13 protein-coding genes are annotated in these 16,051 nt (G+C 71.3%); all 13 read left to right on the forward strand.

The annotated features are described in order from the left end of the window. Positions 1-16 precede the first annotated feature (16 nt). The 13 genes from KHC27_RS09890 (at position 17) to KHC27_RS09950 (ending at position 16,040) form a co-directional block, all read left to right on the forward strand. Positions 17-1,447: an AMP-binding protein gene (locus KHC27_RS09890; protein WP_213338454.1), complete on the forward strand. Its 1,431-nt coding sequence runs from the start codon at positions 17-19 to the stop codon at positions 1,445-1,447. Next, positions 1,444-2,604, forward strand: coding sequence for a thiolase family protein (locus tag KHC27_RS22025; protein ID WP_213338455.1), 1,161 nt, complete (start codon positions 1,444-1,446; stop codon positions 2,602-2,604). Before KHC27_RS09890 ends, KHC27_RS22025 begins: the two co-directional genes overlap by 4 nt. A gap of 1,078 nt (positions 2,605-3,682) precedes the next feature. Beyond that, the gene (locus KHC27_RS09900) at positions 3,683-4,468 is read left to right on the forward strand and encodes a DeoR/GlpR family DNA-binding transcription regulator (RefSeq protein WP_213338457.1); all 786 of its coding nucleotides are present in this window, start codon (positions 3,683-3,685) and stop codon (positions 4,466-4,468) included. A 640-nt stretch (positions 4,469-5,108) separates the two neighbouring features. Next, on the forward strand, positions 5,109-5,555 hold the full coding sequence (locus KHC27_RS09905) for a helix-turn-helix transcriptional regulator (RefSeq protein WP_213338459.1): 447 nt from the start codon (positions 5,109-5,111) through the stop codon (positions 5,553-5,555). A gap of 67 nt (positions 5,556-5,622) precedes the next feature. Continuing rightward, on the forward strand, positions 5,623-5,898 hold the full coding sequence (locus KHC27_RS09910) for a hypothetical protein (protein WP_213338463.1): 276 nt from the start codon (positions 5,623-5,625) through the stop codon (positions 5,896-5,898). A 250-nt stretch (positions 5,899-6,148) separates the two neighbouring features. Further along, complete coding sequence (ade, locus tag KHC27_RS09915; RefSeq protein ID WP_213338464.1) at positions 6,149-7,873, forward strand: adenine deaminase; 1,725 nt, start codon at positions 6,149-6,151, stop codon at positions 7,871-7,873. An 870-nt stretch (positions 7,874-8,743) separates the two neighbouring features. Continuing rightward, a complete protein-coding gene (locus tag KHC27_RS09920) occupies positions 8,744-9,484 on the forward strand; it encodes a lysophospholipid acyltransferase family protein (protein WP_213338465.1) in 741 nt (246 codons plus the stop codon). Beyond that, positions 9,481-10,719 (forward strand): NAD(P)/FAD-dependent oxidoreductase, encoded by a 1,239-nt coding sequence (locus KHC27_RS09925; RefSeq protein WP_213338469.1) that lies wholly within the window; start codon positions 9,481-9,483, stop codon positions 10,717-10,719. The genes KHC27_RS09920 and KHC27_RS09925 overlap by 4 nt, the downstream gene beginning before the upstream one ends. Before the next feature lie 56 nt (positions 10,720-10,775). Further along, on the forward strand, positions 10,776-11,687 hold the full coding sequence (locus KHC27_RS09930) for a LysR substrate-binding domain-containing protein (RefSeq protein WP_213338472.1): 912 nt from the start codon (positions 10,776-10,778) through the stop codon (positions 11,685-11,687). Positions 11,688-11,819: 132 nt separating this feature from the next. Further along, on the forward strand, positions 11,820-12,989 hold the full coding sequence (locus KHC27_RS09935) for an ABC transporter substrate-binding protein (RefSeq protein ID WP_213338474.1): 1,170 nt from the start codon (positions 11,820-11,822) through the stop codon (positions 12,987-12,989). Between the two features lie 217 nt (positions 12,990-13,206). After that, a complete protein-coding gene (locus KHC27_RS09940; protein ID WP_213338476.1) occupies positions 13,207-14,253 on the forward strand; it encodes an ABC transporter ATP-binding protein in 1,047 nt (348 codons plus the stop codon). After that, on the forward strand, positions 14,250-15,194 hold the full coding sequence (locus KHC27_RS09945) for an ABC transporter permease (RefSeq protein WP_213338478.1): 945 nt from the start codon (positions 14,250-14,252) through the stop codon (positions 15,192-15,194). Before KHC27_RS09940 ends, KHC27_RS09945 begins: the two co-directional genes overlap by 4 nt. Before the next feature lie 45 nt (positions 15,195-15,239). Further along, positions 15,240-16,040 carry an ABC transporter permease gene (locus KHC27_RS09950; RefSeq protein ID WP_213338479.1) on the forward strand — a complete coding sequence of 267 codons (801 nt, stop codon included), beginning with the start codon at positions 15,240-15,242 and terminating at the stop codon, positions 16,038-16,040. Positions 16,041-16,051 lie beyond the last annotated feature (11 nt).

Below are 16,051 nucleotides of genomic sequence, written 5' to 3' on the forward strand. Positions count from 1 at the left end.
GCCTGTCCGTGACGGCGTGCCCGCCACCCTCGGCGCGGCGCTGCCCGCCCTCGCGGACGCGGCGCCGGACCGGGTGGCGCTGGTCTGCGACGGCGAGGCGATGGACCGCCGGACGCTGGTCGCGGCGGTGGCGGCGCGCGCCGGCTTCCTCGCCGCCGCAACGCCGCCCGGCGCGGGCATCGGGCTGGCGCTGCCGAACGGGCCGGAACTGGCGCTGGCTTTCCTCGCCTGCGCGGTCGCCGGCCGGCAGGGGCTGGTCTACGACACCGGCTGGCCCGCGCCCTACCGCGCCGCCATCGAGGCCGCGCTCGCCCCGCCGCTCACGTTGTCCGGGGGCGAGCGCTTCGCCCCCGCGCCGGGCTGGCCGGCGCCGCCGGCCCCGGAAGCCGCGTTCTATGTCGGCTTCACCTCCGGCTCCACCGGCATGCCCAAGGGCTACCGCCGCAGCCACCGGTCCTGGATCGAGAGTTTCGCGGTGAGCGAGGCCGAGTTCGGCCTCTCCCCGGCGGATGTGGTGCTGGCGCCCGGCGGGCTGGCGGCCTCGCTGCACCTCTACGGGCTGGTCCACGCCCTGCACATCGGCGCCGAGGCGGTGATGATGCGCCGCTTCCACCCGCGCCGGGCGCTCCGGCTGATCGCGGTGCGCGGCGTCACCGCGCTCTACGCCACCCCGACCCAGTTGCAGATGCTGGCGGAGGCGGGCGCGGGGCGCGCGCTGGGCTCGGTGCGCCTCATCATGACCAGCGGGGCGAAATGGCAGCCGGCCGGGCGGGCGGCGGTGGAGCGGCTGTTTCCCCGCGCGGCGCTTGCCGAATTCTACGGCGCCTCCGAACTGTCCTTCGTCACCGTCGCCCTTCCCGGCGAGGATGTGCCGGCGGGCTCGGTCGGGCGGGCCGCCCGGGGGGTGGAACTGGCGATCCGCGACGCCGCCGGCCGCGACCTGCCGCCCGGCGCGGTGGGCGCGGTGTGGGTGCGCAGCGGCATGCTGTTCCAGGACTATGCCTGCGGCGGCGAGCCGATCGCCCGGCGCGACGGCTGGATGAGCGTGGGCGACCATGGCGCGCTGGACCCGCGCGGCTTCCTCACCCTGCACGGGCGGGAGAAGCGCATGCTGGTGACCGCCGGGCTCAATGTCTATCCCGAGGAGGTGGAGGCGGTGCTGGCGGGAGCGCCCGGCGTCGCCGAGGCGGTGGTGTTCGGCCGGGCCGACGGGCTGCGCGGGGTGGAACTGGTGGCGGCGGTGCGGGCGGTGGCGGCGCCGGGGACCAACGGGCCGGACATCGCCGCGCTGCGTGCCCATTGCCGGGCCCGCTTGCCGGGTGCCAAGGTGCCGCGCCGCTTCGTGCTGATGGAGGCGTTTCCGCGCACCGCGGGCGGCAAGGCCGATCTGCCCGCCCTGCGCGATGCGGTGGAGGCGCGGCTGGCCAGGGGGGAGGGCGCAGCGTGAGCGGACCAGCCGTCATCCTTGCCGCGCGCCGCACGGCGGTGGCCCCGCGCGGCGGCGCCTTCGCCGATATCGAGCCGCACCGGCTCGCCGCGCCGGTGCTGGCGGCCTGCCTCGCCGATGCCGGCCTCGAGGCGGCGGATGTGGACGAGGTGATTCTCGGCAACGCGCTGTCCGGCGGCGGCAATGTCGCGCGCCTCGCCGCGCTGGCGGCCGGCCTGCCGGAGGACGTGCCGGCGCTGACCCTCGACACCCAGTGCTGTTCCGGGCTGGACGCGGTGCTCGCCGCCGCCCGGCTGGTGGAGACCGGCGGCGCCCGGGCGGTGCTGGCCGGCGGGGTGGAGAGCTTCAGCCGGTCGCCGCTGCGCGCCCATCGTCCGCGCGGGGCGAACGAGACGCCGGATTTCTACGACCGCCCCGCCTTCGCCCCCTGGCCGGAGCGCGACCCCGACCCGCTGGCGGCGATGGCCGCCTTCGCCGCGCAGGAAGGCATCCGCCGCGAGGTGCAGCACGCCCTCGCCTGCGGCAGCCACGCCGCGGCGCGGGCGGCGGCGGCGCGGCTCGCGCTGGAGATCGTGCCGGTGGCGGGGCTGGAGGCGGACGCCTTCACCCGCCCGCTCACCCCGCCGCTCTGCCGCCGGGCCCCGGTGGTGGCGGGCGAGGGGGCCTGCGCGCTCGATGCCAGCGTGGTGGCGGTGGAGGCGGACGCCGCCGCCGCGCTGCTGGTGGTCTCGCGCGATCTCGCCCGCGCGCTGGCGGCGGGGCGCAAGAGCGCCGGCTGCACCGTGGTCGGCGGGCTGGCCCGGGGCGGCCCGCCGGAATGGCCCTTCGCCGCGCTGCCGCCGGCGGTCAGCGCGCTGCTGGCGCGCACCGGCCATGTGCCGGGCGAGCTGGGGGTGGTCGAGCTGATGGAATCCTCCGCGGTGCAGGCCCTCGCCAACCGGGTCGAGATCGGGGTGCCGGGGGAGCGGGTCAACCGTGGCGGCGGGGCGCTGGCGCGCGGCCACCCCATCGGCGCCTCCGGCGCCATTCTCGCGGTGCGGCTGTTCCAGGAGCTGGTGCGGCCCGGCACCCGTCCCGGCGCGCTGGGCCTCGCCGCCATCCCCGCCGCCGGCGGCCTCGCCACCGCGCTGATGCTGGCCCGCGCACCGGCGGGCTGAAGGGGCGGGGGAGGTTGCCGGCGGGCGGGAGACGTCCTGCCCGGCGGAAGCCTGACGTGCATGTGCGCCTTTACCGGCGGGGCGGGCCTTCCATAGCCGAGCTTTCCGGCCGGGTGAGCGATGCGCCTCCCGGCGAGCGGCGTCCATCCGCAGGCGCGCGATGACCCATCCCGGGGCGTGTGGGAGGGCCATGTACCCTCGACCGCTGGTCCCCAGGGATGCGCCCGGCCCCCTCGCCCCGGCGCGCGGGAGAGCCGGCCCGGCGCTCCGAGACCCCCGGAGGCGCAGAAGCCGGGCCCGCCATCACCAGTCCCGGCGCAGGGAGAGGCGTTGCTGTCCGGCTCCGGCGGGCGGGGCGCCGCGCGACATCGGTCCGGGTGCGGGTCGGGGAGCCGGAGGAGCGTCGCCGATCCGCAGGGCGGACCGGCGATGCCCGGGCCGGCTCGGGTGGGCGAGCCGGCGCCGTTCGTTCCGGGTGCGGGGGCCGACGGCCCGGACCGTCGCACCTTGGGGTGTCCGGCGCGACCTCGTTCCCCGGGCGTCGCATGGTCGGCGGGCGATCCTTGGTCCGCCACACGGCGCGCGCGACCGCCGCGCCGGCGCGGTGCCGATGTGCCGGGACCCGCCGCGTCGGTACCACTGGCGACAGGCCGCCCGCGTCGGTCGGGAAGGCGCCTCGCTCCGGGGGGGCACCGATCCGGCGCTGCCGCCGCTCCCGCTGCTTTCGGTCCCGCCGCCTCCGGCACGGTGATCTCCCGGGCCGTTGCCGCCCGGTGCGGCTCCGGCTCCCGCGCAAAGGCGTCCCTTCAACCGTGCGTGGCGCGCCGGCCCTCTTCGCCCGCCGCGTCCGCGTCGCCTCTTCCCTTGAAGCGGACACTCTGGCCCGGCCCTTCACTGGCCGCATTGCGGGGGGCCGTGCTGCGGTCTGGACGTGACGGCCCGCCGCCGCCCACAGGCCGTGGCCCCCCGCCGCCACCCGTTTGCCGGCTGGCCCTGCTGTGGTGCAGACTGGCGGAATCGGTTGTGCTGACATCTGTCGTCCGCTCCCCCCGCGCGGACGCCGCCTGCGACGAGTGCCATGAACGCCATCTCCTCCCGACAGCAGGACATTCTGGTGCTGGCCCGGGCGCAGGGGCGCGTCAGCGTGGAGGACCTCGCCAGCCGGTTCGACGTCTCGCCGCAGACCATCCGCAAGGACCTCAACGACCTGTGCGTGCGCCGGCTGATGTCGCGGGTGCATGGCGGCGCGGTGGTGGCCTCGGGCGTGGAGAACGTGGCCTATGAGGCCCGCCGGGTGATGGCGCAGGGCGCCAAGCGCGCCATCGGCGACGCCGCCGCCCGGGTGGTGCCGAACCGGGCCTCGCTCTTCATCAACATCGGCACCACCACGGAGGAGGTCGCCCGCGCGCTCGGCGACCACGAGGACCTGCTGGTCATCACCAACAACCTCAATGTCGCGACGCTGCTCTACCGCCACCCCAAGATCGAGCTGATCATGGCCGGCGGCCCGGTGCGCCATGCCGACGGCGCCGTCATCGGCTCGGCGGCGGTGGATTTCGTCCGCCAGTTCCGGGTCGACTACGCGGTGATCGGCGCCTCCGCCATCGAGGAGGACGGCACGCTGCTCGATTTCGACTACCGCGAGGTGCAGGTGGCCCGCGCCATCATCGACAATGCCCGGCAGGTCATCCTGGTGGCCGACCGCTCCAAGCTGGAGCGTGCCGCCCCGGTGCGGATCGGCCATATCAGCGAGATCGACACCTTCATCACCGACGCCGTGCCCTCGCCCGGGCTGCGCGAGGCCTGCCAGCTCCACGGGGTGGAACTGGTCGAGGTCGGCGGCACCGAGGACGAGGGGTTCTGAGGGGGAGAACCTCGCTCCGATCTTCCTGACTTACATCGTTGCGTCGCCGACGGCGGCGGCGTTCCGAACGAGATTTGCGGCCACAGTGCTCCGGTCCTTCCATCTGCGATTTAACATCGTCAGAGTTGTTTTTTCTTGACGACTCCCGGTTGCTGCAGCACAATGCAGCAAGATGTAAGCGAGGACAGATCGTTGGGGGCGGTCTCCAGACTCATCGTGTGGCGTGCTCGAGTTCTCAGCTTGCAGGAGAGCCAGATGGCCGCGTTTACGTGGAGTCCCGAAGTTGAAGCAGAGTTCATCCGCCTCTATCTCGCAGAGCGCGGAAAATATCGAAGGCGACTTAAGGAAGTAACGAGTTTACTCGCTTATATCGAAGACAGGCCCGATGTGGGTATTACCGAGCTCGTAGAGGAGAGTAAGGTTTTTTTCTACGACTATGATGCCGACGGAACTTTGTATACGATTGGATCTATGTCTAATCTATCAGTAATTATCTTTGTCAGGTATGACTGGACTGAGAATAGAATCGTCTGGTTATATCCTCCGGGAGAACTTCCTGCGTCGAATTCTTTTGAGAGGCGGGGCGCTTAGCGCCTCGCCTTTCCTGCCCTGAAGAATGGAACCTTGAGGAGAGGCCAACGTGACCAGGATTTTGAGTGGTTTTGACGAGAAGCTGGCGGCTCGCGAAGCGGAGAAGCCGATGCGTGGCGGCGTTCGAGCCTTGTCGCATTTGCTCGACGAGGCGCGCGGCGCGAATTTTCGACTCCGGCCGATGGGTGCCTATGCGTCGGCCGACTGCGCGCGGATCGTTCGATCTCTGCGAAATGCCGCTGGTCTGACCCAGGCCCATCTTGCATTGGCACTCGGCGTCAGCCAGCAGCGGGTCTCTAATATCGAGCGGGGGCGGACCCCCAATGGTACGATGCTGTTGACCCTTCTGCAGGTCGCCGAGATCTGCGGCAGCACCTTGCGTATTGAAATCGTGCCCCCGTCCGGTGCGGCCGTGACTGGTGCCACGGTGCACCCTCTGCCCGTGCGGTCGGAGGGACGGGCTGGGGCTGTCAAGAAGTCCGTAGTGAGGAAGTAGATTTCCATTCTGACGGATGGCTGAACTCCCTGCCATAGGGTGTCTCCATCGAACCGGGAGGACGTCGATGTCGCACAATGTTCTGCTGATCTCCTATATTTTGGAGTTTGTCGGGTTTCTGTTGATCTCGGTGCCTGTCTTTCGCAGCTACGTCGCACGCAGGCGATTGATCGCGATGGCGCGCTTGCCACAGGGGCTTCTCCATCAGCTGGAGGAGCGCGAGGCTTTGGAAATAGCTCTACCCTATTTAAGCGAGACCTATTGGATCATTGGCGGTATCGGGCTGGTGGTGATCTCGATTAGTCTCAAAATTCTCTGCTACGGTTTTCTGATGAGTCACTGAAATCGACCAGATGCCGGTCCGAGGATTTCGGACCGGCATCTGGTCAGTACAGTGGCGTACATGTCTTCGGTTTCACCATGAAGCCCGCTCCAGCCGGTTCGCAATCGCTGTCCGCAGTGCCGCCGTATTTTGACCAGCAACTTTTCTGTCCCGGGGGTAGGTGTGCCCCGGACGCCGCCGTACTTTTCGGGGGTGCCGCTGCGGCGGCGAGCCTGCCATAAAGAAGGCTCCCCCTCCCGGAGCCGCCGCCATGTCCCTGCCGTCCCGCCCCGTCGACGCCGCCTTTCTCGCCCGGGCCATCGATCAGGGGCGCGGCGTCGCCCCCGCCGACCTCGTGATCAAGGATGTGCGGCTGCTCGACGTCATCACCGGGGCGCTCACCGAGACCGACATCGCCATCTGCGGCGAGCGCATCGTCGGCACCTATGACCGCTACAGCGGCGCGCAGGAGATCGACGGGCGCGGCCTGTTCGCGGTGCCCGGCTTCATCGACGCGCATCTGCACGTCGAATCCTCGCTGGTCACCCCGCTGGAATTCGACCGCTGCGTGCTGCCCCACGGGGTGACCACCGCCATCTGCGACCCCCACGAGATCGCCAATGTGCTCGGCGCCGAGGGCATCCGCTATTTCCAGCGCAGCGCCCGCGCCACCGTGATGGATCTCAGGGTACAGCTCTCCTCCTGCGTGCCCGCCACCACCTTCGAGACCGCCGGCGCCGCGCTGGAGGCGGCCGACCTCGTGGCGCTGCGGGGCGATGCCTCCGGCATCGGGCTGGCCGAGTTCATGAACTATCCCGGCGTGCTGTTCCGCGATCCCGGCGTGCTGGCCAAGCTCGAGGCCTTCGCCGGCGGGCATATCGACGGGCACTGCCCGCTGCTCTCCGGCCGCGACCTCAACGGCTACATCGCCGCCGGCATCCGCACCGAGCACGAATCCACCACCCTGCCGGAAGCCCGGGAGAAGCTGCGCAAGGGCATGAGCATCCTCATCCGCGAGGGCTCGGTGTCGAAGGACCTCGACGCGCTGATTCCGCTGATCGACGCCGACACCTCGGCCTTCCTCGCCTTCTGCACCGACGACCGCAACCCGCTCGACATCGCCGAGGAAGGCCATCTCGACCACATGATCCGCACCGCCATCGCCGCCGGGGCACCGCTGCACCATGTCTACCGGGTGGCGAGCTGGTCGGCGGCCAACGCCTTCGGCCTCGCCGATCGCGGGCTCATCGCGCCGGGGCGGCGGGCCGACATCGTGCTGCTGGACGATCTGGCGGGCTGCCGGGTGGCGAAGGTCATCAGCGCCGGGCGGCTGGTGACGCCGGAGCTGTTCGCGGCGCGGCCGGCGGTGGCGCCGGTTGGCATGGATTCGGTGAAGGCGAAGACGGTGGAGGCGGCCGCCTTCCGCATTCCCTCGGCGGCCGCCTCGACCCCGGTCATCGGCGTGGTGCCCGGCCGCATCATCACCGAGCGGGTGACGCTGGACCTGCCCCTGATCGACGGCGAGAAGCAGGTCGACCTCGCCCAGGACGCGGTGAAGGTGTGCGTGGTCGCGCGCCATGGCCGCAACGACAATATCGGCCGGGCCTTCGTCCACGGCTTCGGGCTGAAGCGCGGGGCCATCGCCTCCTCGGTCGGCCATGACAGCCACAACATCACCGTGGTCGGGGCCGACGACGCCGACATGGCGTTGGCGGTGAACCGGCTCATCGCGCTGAAGGGCGGCTTCGTGGTGACGGAGGGCGGCGAGGTCCGCGCCGAGCTGGCGCTGCCCGTCGCCGGGCTGATGTCGGACCTGCCCTATGAGGCGGTGCACGACGCCCTGCTGCCGCTGCGTGCGGCGGCGCGGGCGCTGGGCTGCACCCTGCCGGAGCCGTTCCTGCAGGTGGCGTTCCTGCCGCTGCCGGTGATTCCGCACCTGAAGATCACCGATTTCGGCCTGTTCGACGCCGACCGTTTCGAGCTGATCGCGACCTGAGGCGGGGCGGCGGCGACGACGCCGGCCTGAAGGCGCCGGTCGAGGTTTGAGGTAGTATCCGAAAATAATCCTAGACAAAAATCCTATCATCTGGAATTCTTGGTTCATCTGTCCCCGCCGAAGGGACGTTCCGGAGCGACCGGGGCGTGGGACGGGTGCGGTGGCCGTGGCGGAGGGAGTAACGCACCCGAAGCGGCGGCGGCCCAAGCCGGATGCTCCCGGGCGGTGCCAGCACCGTTCGCTGGGCGAAGCGTACGTGGCCTCCCTTCGTTCGTCTGAAGGGAACGCGCGGCGTGAAGGGGCCCAAAAGTGGAGGATAACAAGATCGCTCCTCCAGGGGTCGTCCGGAGCAAGCCTCCAAACACCGCGTGCGGGGCGCCGGGAACGGCGCGTCGGTTGGCTGAGTGAAGGCTTGCACCACCTTCTAAAACAAAGGTGCGAGCGGCCGCCGGTGGCGTCCGCCCGGTGCCCCGCACGCCCTTCGACGGGCGAAGGGCCTGACCCACACCCCCGGCCGGCAACGGCGCGGGGCTTTTGGCGCGGGGGGTGGTGAAGCAGGGGGCGGCCGGCGCCGGGGTGACGGCGGGCGGCTGACGGCTGTGCAGGGGGGCCGAAGCGGGGGGCTGGGGAACGATGCGGGGCCCGGCGGCGGGCGCGCGAGGTCGGCCCGGATCTCGCCGCGGCGCGGACCGCGGGTGCGGTCTTTTCCACTTCGGAGCCCGGCGCCGCACGGCGCCACTCCATGCCGCCGTCGCCCGTCCGCCGCCCGTTCGCCGTCCGTCCACTGCCGCCGGACCGCCTGGGCCCCTCCCTCTCCCCCGCGCGATCTGCTAGACCCGGCGCCCGTTCTCCCCTCGCGAACCGGACCCGATGCAGAAACTGCGCTCCGCCGCCTTCGTCGTCTTCCTCGTGCTGTGGACCCTGCTGCTCGCCGCCACCCTGCCGTGGCTGGCCTGGCGCCGGAACCCGGCGCAGGTGCGGCGGGTGTCGCGGCTCTGGGCCGGCGGCATCCTGAAGGGGCTGAGGGTGCTGGGCGGGCTCGGCTATCGCGAGATCGGCGGTGCCAACCGGCCGGCCGGGCCGGCGCTCTATGTCAGCAACCACCAGTCGGCCTGGGAGACCATCGCCTTCGCGGTGCTGGTGCCGGATGTGGCGGTGGTGCTGAAGGAAGAGCTCTACCGCATCCCGGTGTTCGGCTGGTTCCTGCGGCGTTCGCCGATGATCGACATCGACCGCGCCGGCGGCGCCACCGCGATGAAGAAGATGTTCCGCGAGGCGCGCGAGGCGCTGGCCGCCGGGCGCAGCCTGCTTATCTTCCCGGAGGGCACCCGCCGCGCCGTCACCGAGCGGGCGGACTTCCACCGCGGCGTGCTGCTGCTCTACAAGGCGCTGCGCGTTCCCGTGGTGCCGGTGGCGGTGAATGCCGGGCTGTACTGGCCGGCGCGGCGCTTTTCGGTGCGGGCGGGGGAGATCACCGTCTCCTACCTGCCGCCGCTGCCGCCGGGGCTGCCGGACGAGGCGTTCATGACGGCGATCGCGACGCTGATCTATGACGAGCGCGACCGGCTGGTGGCCGGCGCGCAGGCGCGTGCGGAAGGAGAGCGGGCATGAGCGGCGTGCTGATCGTCGGGGCGGGGCAGGGCGGTTTCCAGCTCGCCGCCTCGCTGCGGGAGGCCGGCTATGCCGGGCCGGTGCGGCTGCTCGGCGAGGAGCCGGGCCTGCCCTACCAGCGCCCGCCGCTCTCGAAGGCCTTCCTGAAGGGCGAGGCCGACGCCAGCCAGCTCGAGCTGCGCCCGGCGGCCTTCTACGCCGACCACCGCATCGAACTGCTGCATGGCCGCGCCGTCGCCATCGAGCGGGCGGCGCGGCGGGTGCGCCTCGCCGACGGCACCGCGCTGGACTACGGGCATCTCGTGCTCGCCACCGGCGCCCGCAACCGGCCGCTGCCGGTGGCGGGAGCCGATCTCGACGGCGTGTTCTACCTGCGCACCCTGGCGGACGCGCAGGTGCTGAAGGCCCGGCTCGCCGCCGCCCGGCGGGTGGTGGTGGTCGGCGCCGGCTTCATCGGGCTGGAATTCGCCGCGGTGGCCCGGGCGCTCGGCCATGACGTCACGGCGGTGGAGGCGACCCTGCACCCGATGGGGCGCGCGGTCTCCCAGCCGATGTCCGCCTTCTTCGCCGAGGCCCACCGCGCCATGGGCACCCGTCTCGCGCTCTCCGCCGGTGTCGTCGCCCTGCATGGCCGCGACGGCGCGGTGACGGGGGTGGAGGTCGCCGACGGCGCACTGCGGCCCGGTGGCGGCACGGTGTTTCCCGCCGATCTCGTGGTGGTCGGCATCGGCGTGGTGCCCAATGCCGAGCTGGCGGCGGAAGCGGGGCTTGAGGTGCGCAACGGCATCGTGGTCGACGAGACGCTGGCCACCGCCGACCCCGCCATTTCCGCGCTCGGCGACGCGGTGTCCTATCCCAGCGTCCATGCCGGGCTCACGGTGCGGCTGGAATCGGTGCAGAACGCGGTGGACCAGGCCCGGTGCCTCGCCCATCGCCTCACCGGCAAGCCCGCGCCCTACGCGGCGGTGCCGTGGTTCTGGAGCGACCAGGCCGATCTCAAGCTGCAGATCGTCGGCCTCGCCGCCCCGACCGACAGCGCGGTGCTGCGCGGCGATCCCGCCTCGCGGCGGTTCTCGGTGTTCCGCTTCCACGAGCGCCGGCTCACCGCCATCGAGAGCGTGAACCGCCCGGCCGACCACATGCTCGGCCGCCGCCTGCTCGCCGGCCGGCCCAGCCTGACCCCGGAAGAGGCGGCGGATGAGGGCTTCGAGCTGAAGAGCCTGCTGGCGCGGTAGCCGCCGGCGGCGCGGCGGGTTAGCATCGTCGCTTCCGCATCCTTTCGGGAATGCCGATGGCTTTTTCGCTGCGCCAGCTCCAGTACTTCGTTGCCGTGGCGGAGAACGGCTCGGTCTCCTCGGCGGCGCAGACGCTGTCCATCTCGCAGTCCACCGTCACCGAGGCGCTGCGCGAGCTGGAGGCCGATCTCGGCTTCCGCCTGCTCGACCGCCATGCCCGCGGCGCCGACCTCACCCTGAAGGGCCACCATTTCCTGCGCCACGCCCGCAAGATCCTGGCGGACGTGGCCGATGCCCGGCGTGCCCTTTCCGGCGGCGAGGCGGCGGCGCTCAGCGGCCGGCTGGCGCTGGGGGTGACGCCGCTGGTCGCCGGCTACGTCTTCTCCGATCTGCTCGCCCGCTACCGCCGGGCCTTCCCCGATGTCGCGGTGGAGGCGGTGGAGGATGCCGGCGACTATCTCGAACACCTGCTGATCGGCGGCGAACTCGACATCGCGGTGATGGTGCTGTCGCCCGGCCGCCGTTCCGCCTCGTTGCATGTGGAGACGATGGAGGTCTCGCCCTACCGGGTGTGGCTGCCGCTCGGCCACCCGGCGGCGCAGGAGGAGCGGGTGAGCATGCGCGACCTCGCCGAGGCGCCGCATGTGCTGCTGACCATCGACGAGATCGCCGAGGCGTCCGAGGTGGTGTGGCGGCGGCTCGGCCTGCGCCCGCCGGTCGCCTTCCGCACCCGCTCGGTGGAGGCAGTGCGCTCGCTGGTGGCGACCGGGGCGGGGGTGGCGGTGCTGCCCGATCTCACCTACCGCCCCTGGTCGCTGGAAGGCGACAAGATCGAGGCCCGGCCGCTGGCGGAAGAGGTGCCAGCCATCGAGGTCGCCACCGTCTGGCGTCGCGGCTCGCCGCTCTCGGCCGCTGCCGCGGGCCTGCTCTCGGTGGCGGCGACCCGCCATGGCGGGCGGCCGCGCTGACCGGATTGCCCACGCAATGCTCATCGGTTTTTCCGATGCCTGCCTTCTGATCTTTGGTGTGGCGCGATTGCCGTTGCGGCGCCACACTTCCGGCAAAGGCCCGCACAAGCGGCCGGAACAGAGGGAATCGACATGCGCGCAGTCCGTTCGTGCCTGCATCTGCTGGCTGGCGTCGCCAGCCTTTCGCTCGCCCTTCAGCCCGCCCTTGCCGCCGAGCTGAAATCCATCGGCAAGGGCGAGGGACAGGTCGATATCGTCGCCTGGCCCGGCTATATCGAGCGCGGCGAGACCGACAAGGGCTATGACTGGGTCACGTCCTTCGAGAAGGAGACCGGCTGCAAGGTCAATGTGAAGACCGCCGGCACCTCGGACGAGATGGTGGCGCTGATGAACGAGGGCGGCTTCGACCTCGTCACCGCCTCGGGCGACGCCTCGCTGCGCCTCATCGCCGGCAAGAAGGTGGCGCCCATCAACACCAAGCTCATCAAGAGCTGGTCGAGCGTCGATCCCCGCCTGCAGGATGCGCCGTGGCACACGGTGAACGGCGTGCATTACGGCGTGCCCTACCAGTGGGGCTCCAACGTGCTGATGTACAACACCGAGGTGTTCAAGGACGGCGCGCCCAAGAGCTGGAGCGTGGTGTTCGAGGAGCAGGACCTGCCGGACGGCAAGTCCAACAAGGGCCGCGTCCAGGCCTTCGACGGCCCGATCTACATCGCCGACGCCGCGCTCTACCTGATGGCGCACAAGCCCGAGCTCGGCATCAAGGACCCCTATGAGCTGAACGAGGACCAGTACAAGGCCGCGCTCGACCTGCTGCGCGCCCAGCGCAAGATCGTCCAGCGCTACTGGCACGATGCCATGGTGCAGGTCGACGACTTCACCAATGAGGGCGTGGTGGCCTCCTCCTCCTGGCCGTTCCAGGTGAACCTGCTGGTCAGCCAGAAGAAGCCGATCGCCTCCACCATTCCGAGCGAGGGCGCGACCGGCTGGGCCGACACCACCATGCTGCATGCCGACGCCAAGCATCCGAACTGCGCCTACAAGTGGATGGAGCACTCGCTCGACCCGAAGGTGCAGGGCGACCTCGCCGCGTGGTTCGGCTCGGTGCCCTCCGTTCCCGCCGCCTGCAAGGGCAATGCCCTGCTGACGGATGAGGGCTGCAAGACCAACGGCGCCGAGGAATTCGAGAAGATCCGGTTCTGGCGCACCCCGGTGGCGAAGTGCCCGACCCAGGCGAATGGCTGCGTGCCCTATTACCGCTGGGTGTCGGACTACATCGCCGTGCTCGGCGGGCGCTGAGCGCCCGGCTGACGGCCCCCGCGATCGGCCGGCCGGGCGAGCCCCGGCTGGCCGTGGCTCCCGCCAGCCCGGGTTCCGCCCGGGTGCCGCGGCCCTGCGTCCGTCAGCCGCCCGTGCCCTTGCACCCGTCCGGCCCTCGGCGCCGCCCTGACTCGGGCGGCCGCGGCGATCGCCGCTTAGCCTGCCCTTCCCGCCCTAGCCCGTCCCGGACGTCGTCATGAACGCTCCCGCCACCTCCGTCGCCGCCACCTCCGCCGTCCGGTTCGCCGGGGTGGTGAAGCATTTCGGCGCCGTGAAGGCGGTTGACGGCGTGGACCTGTCCATCGCGGCCGGCGAGTTCTTCGCCATGCTCGGCCCCTCCGGCTCGGGCAAGACGACGTGCCTGCGCCTCATCGCCGGCTTCGAGCAGCCCGATGGCGGCCATATCGAGATTTTCGGCGAGACAGTGGAAGGCCTGCCGCCCTATCGCCGGGCGGTGAACACGGTGTTCCAGGACTACGCGCTGTTCCCCCATCTCACCGTGGGCGAGAACGTCGCCTATGGGCTGCGGGTGCGCGGCGTCGGCCGGGCGGCGCGGGAGGCGGCGGCGCGCGAGGCGCTCGGCCTCGTGAAGCTCGCCGGCATGGAGGGGCGCAAGCCCTCCCAGCTCTCCGGCGGCCAGCGCCAGCGGGTGGCGCTCGCCCGGGCACTGGTGCTGCGCCCCAAGGTGCTGCTGCTGGACGAGCCGCTCGGCGCGCTGGATCTCAAGCTGCGCGAGGAGATGCAGGTGGAGCTGAAGGGGTTGCAGCGCGCCCTGGGCCTCACCTTCGTCTTCGTCACCCACGACCAGGGCGAGGCGCTCTCCATGGCCGACCGGGTCGCGGTGTTCAACGAGGGCCGCATCGTTCAGGTCGGCCCGCCGGAACAGGTCTATGAGTGCCCGGCCACCCGTTTCGTCGCCGAATTCGTCGGCTCGGCCAATGTGCTGAGCGCGGGGGAGGCGGCCGCCCTCGGCGCGCCGGCCCGTGCCGCCAGCCTGCGGCCGGAGAAGATCGGCCTCCTCGCGCCCGGCGAGGCTGCCGCGGCCGGGGTCGCCGCGCTGGAAGCGGCGGTGGTGGACGTGTCCTATCAGGGCCCGGTCCGCCGCATCACGGTGCGCACCGCCAGCGGCCACGCCATCGCCGCGGTGGTGCCGGCGGCGCGCACGGTGGATGTCGGCCCCGGCGCGCAGGTGCGGCTCGCCGTGCCGCTCGCCGCGCTGCACCCGATGGAGGGCGAACGATGAGCCTCGCCATCGGCCTGCCCGCCCCGCGGGAGGGGCTGCGCCGCCGTCTCTCGGACGTTCTGGTGCGCCGGCGGGGGCTGCTGCTCCTGCTGATGCTGGTGCCGCCGCTGCTCTGGCTCGGCGTGGTCTATCTCGGCAGCCTGTTCGTCTTCCTCGCCCAGTCGATCTTCTCCATCGACGAGTTCTCCGGCACCATCGTGCGGGAGCCGACGCTGGCGACGCTGGCGGAGCTGTTCAGCCCGGCCAATTTCGACATCCTGCTGCGCACCGTCGCCATTTCCGCGGTGGTGACGCTGCTCTGCGCGGTCATCGGTTTTCCGGTGGCCCATTACGCCGCCCGTCACGCCGGGCCGCGGGCCAAGGCCGGCTTCTATCTCGCGGTCATGATGCCGCTGTGGTCCAGCTATCTCGTGAAGGTCTATGGCTGGAAGCTGCTGCTGGCCAAGGAGGGCGCCATCGGCTGGTTCGCCAGCCATCTCGGGCTCGGCGGCGCGCTGGCGTGGTGGCTCGACCTGCCGGTGGTGGGCGGGCCCTCGTTGTCGGTCAGCTACACCGGCATGGTGCTGGTGTTCACCTATCTCTGGCTGCCCTTCATGATCCTGCCGGTGCAGGCGGCGCTGGAGCGGGTGCCGGGCAGCCTGATCGAGGCGGCGGGCGATCTCGGCGCCAGCCCGGGCGTCGCGTTCCGAAGCGTGATCCTGCCGCTGGCGATGCCCGGCGTGGTGGCGGGGGCGATCTTCACCTTCTCGCTGACGCTGGGCGACTACATCGTGCCGCAGATCATCGGTACTTCGGCGCTGGTGCTGGGGCAGGCGGTCTACACGCTGCAGGGGACGGCGGGAAACATCCCGCTCGCCGCCGCCTTCTCGCTGGTGCCGATCCTCGTCATGGCGCTGTTCCTGACGCTGGCGAAGAAGATGGGGGCGTTCGATGCGCTGTGACCGTCGCGCCGCCTGCGCAGGCCCGACCCCGGAGGGCCTGCGCCGATGACCCGCCCCTCGCTCGCCCTCAAGATCGCGGCGCTCGGCGGGCTCGCCTTCCTGCATGTGCCGCTCGGCTTCATCCTGCTCTACTGCTTCACCACGGAAGAGCGCTCCTACGCCTTCCCGCCGCCGGGCTTCACGCTGAAATGGTTCGGCGTGGTATGGGGCCGCGCCGACATCTGGGCGGCGGTCGGGCTGTCGCTGCAGGTGGCGTGCCTTGCCACCGCCATCGCGCTGGTGCTCGGCACGCTGGCGGCCGGCGCGCTGGCGCGGGCGCGGTTCTTCGGCCGGGAGCCGGTCTCGCTGCTGTTCGTGCTGCCGATCGCGCTGCCGGGCATCGTCACCGGCATCGCGCTGCGCCAGGCCTTCGGGCTGATGGATATGCCCTTCTCGTTCTGGACCATCGTGCTCGGCCACGCCACCTTCTGCATCGTGGTGGTCTACAACAACGCGGTGGCGCGGCTGCGGCGGCTCTCGCCCTCGCTGATCGAGGCCTCGATGGACCTCGGCGCCGACGCCTTCCAGACCTTCCGGCTGGTGATCCTGCCCAATGTCGGCACGGCGCTGCTGGCCGGCGGCATGCTGGCCTTTGCGCTGTCCTTTGACGAGGTGATCGTCACCACCTTCACCGCCGGCCAGCAGTCCACCCTGCCGATCTGGATGCTGTCGGAGCTCATCCGCCCGCGCCAGCGCCCCGTCACCAATGTCGTCGCCGTCCTCGTCATCGCCGTGACGTTCCTGCCCATCCTCGCCGCCTACTACCTGACGCGCGAGGGCGAGGCGGTCGCCGGCAGCGGAAAATAGGGAGAGACATC

The organism is Ancylobacter lacus, from assembly GCF_018390635.1.
GTDB classification, from domain to species: Bacteria; Pseudomonadota; Alphaproteobacteria; order Rhizobiales; family Xanthobacteraceae; genus Ancylobacter; species Ancylobacter lacus.

Coding starts and splice junctions, on each gene's coding strand:
- KHC27_RS09910 (WP_213338463.1), top strand. CDS start 5,623: ATGTCGCACAATGTTCTGCTGATCTCCTATATTTTGGAGTTTGTCGGG.
- ade (WP_213338464.1), top strand. CDS start 6,149: ATGTCCCTGCCGTCCCGCCCCGTCGACGCCGCCTTTCTCGCCCGGGCC.
- KHC27_RS09925 (WP_213338469.1), top strand. CDS start 9,481: ATGAGCGGCGTGCTGATCGTCGGGGCGGGGCAGGGCGGTTTCCAGCTC.
- KHC27_RS09945 (WP_213338478.1), top strand. CDS start 14,250: ATGAGCCTCGCCATCGGCCTGCCCGCCCCGCGGGAGGGGCTGCGCCGC.
- KHC27_RS09930 (WP_213338472.1), top strand. CDS start 10,776: ATGGCTTTTTCGCTGCGCCAGCTCCAGTACTTCGTTGCCGTGGCGGAG.
- KHC27_RS09950 (WP_213338479.1), top strand. CDS start 15,240: ATGACCCGCCCCTCGCTCGCCCTCAAGATCGCGGCGCTCGGCGGGCTC.
- KHC27_RS09920 (WP_213338465.1), top strand. CDS start 8,744: ATGCAGAAACTGCGCTCCGCCGCCTTCGTCGTCTTCCTCGTGCTGTGG.
- KHC27_RS09940 (WP_213338476.1), top strand. CDS start 13,207: ATGAACGCTCCCGCCACCTCCGTCGCCGCCACCTCCGCCGTCCGGTTC.
- KHC27_RS09935 (WP_213338474.1), top strand. CDS start 11,820: ATGCGCGCAGTCCGTTCGTGCCTGCATCTGCTGGCTGGCGTCGCCAGC.
- KHC27_RS09900 (WP_213338457.1), top strand. CDS start 3,683: ATGAACGCCATCTCCTCCCGACAGCAGGACATTCTGGTGCTGGCCCGG.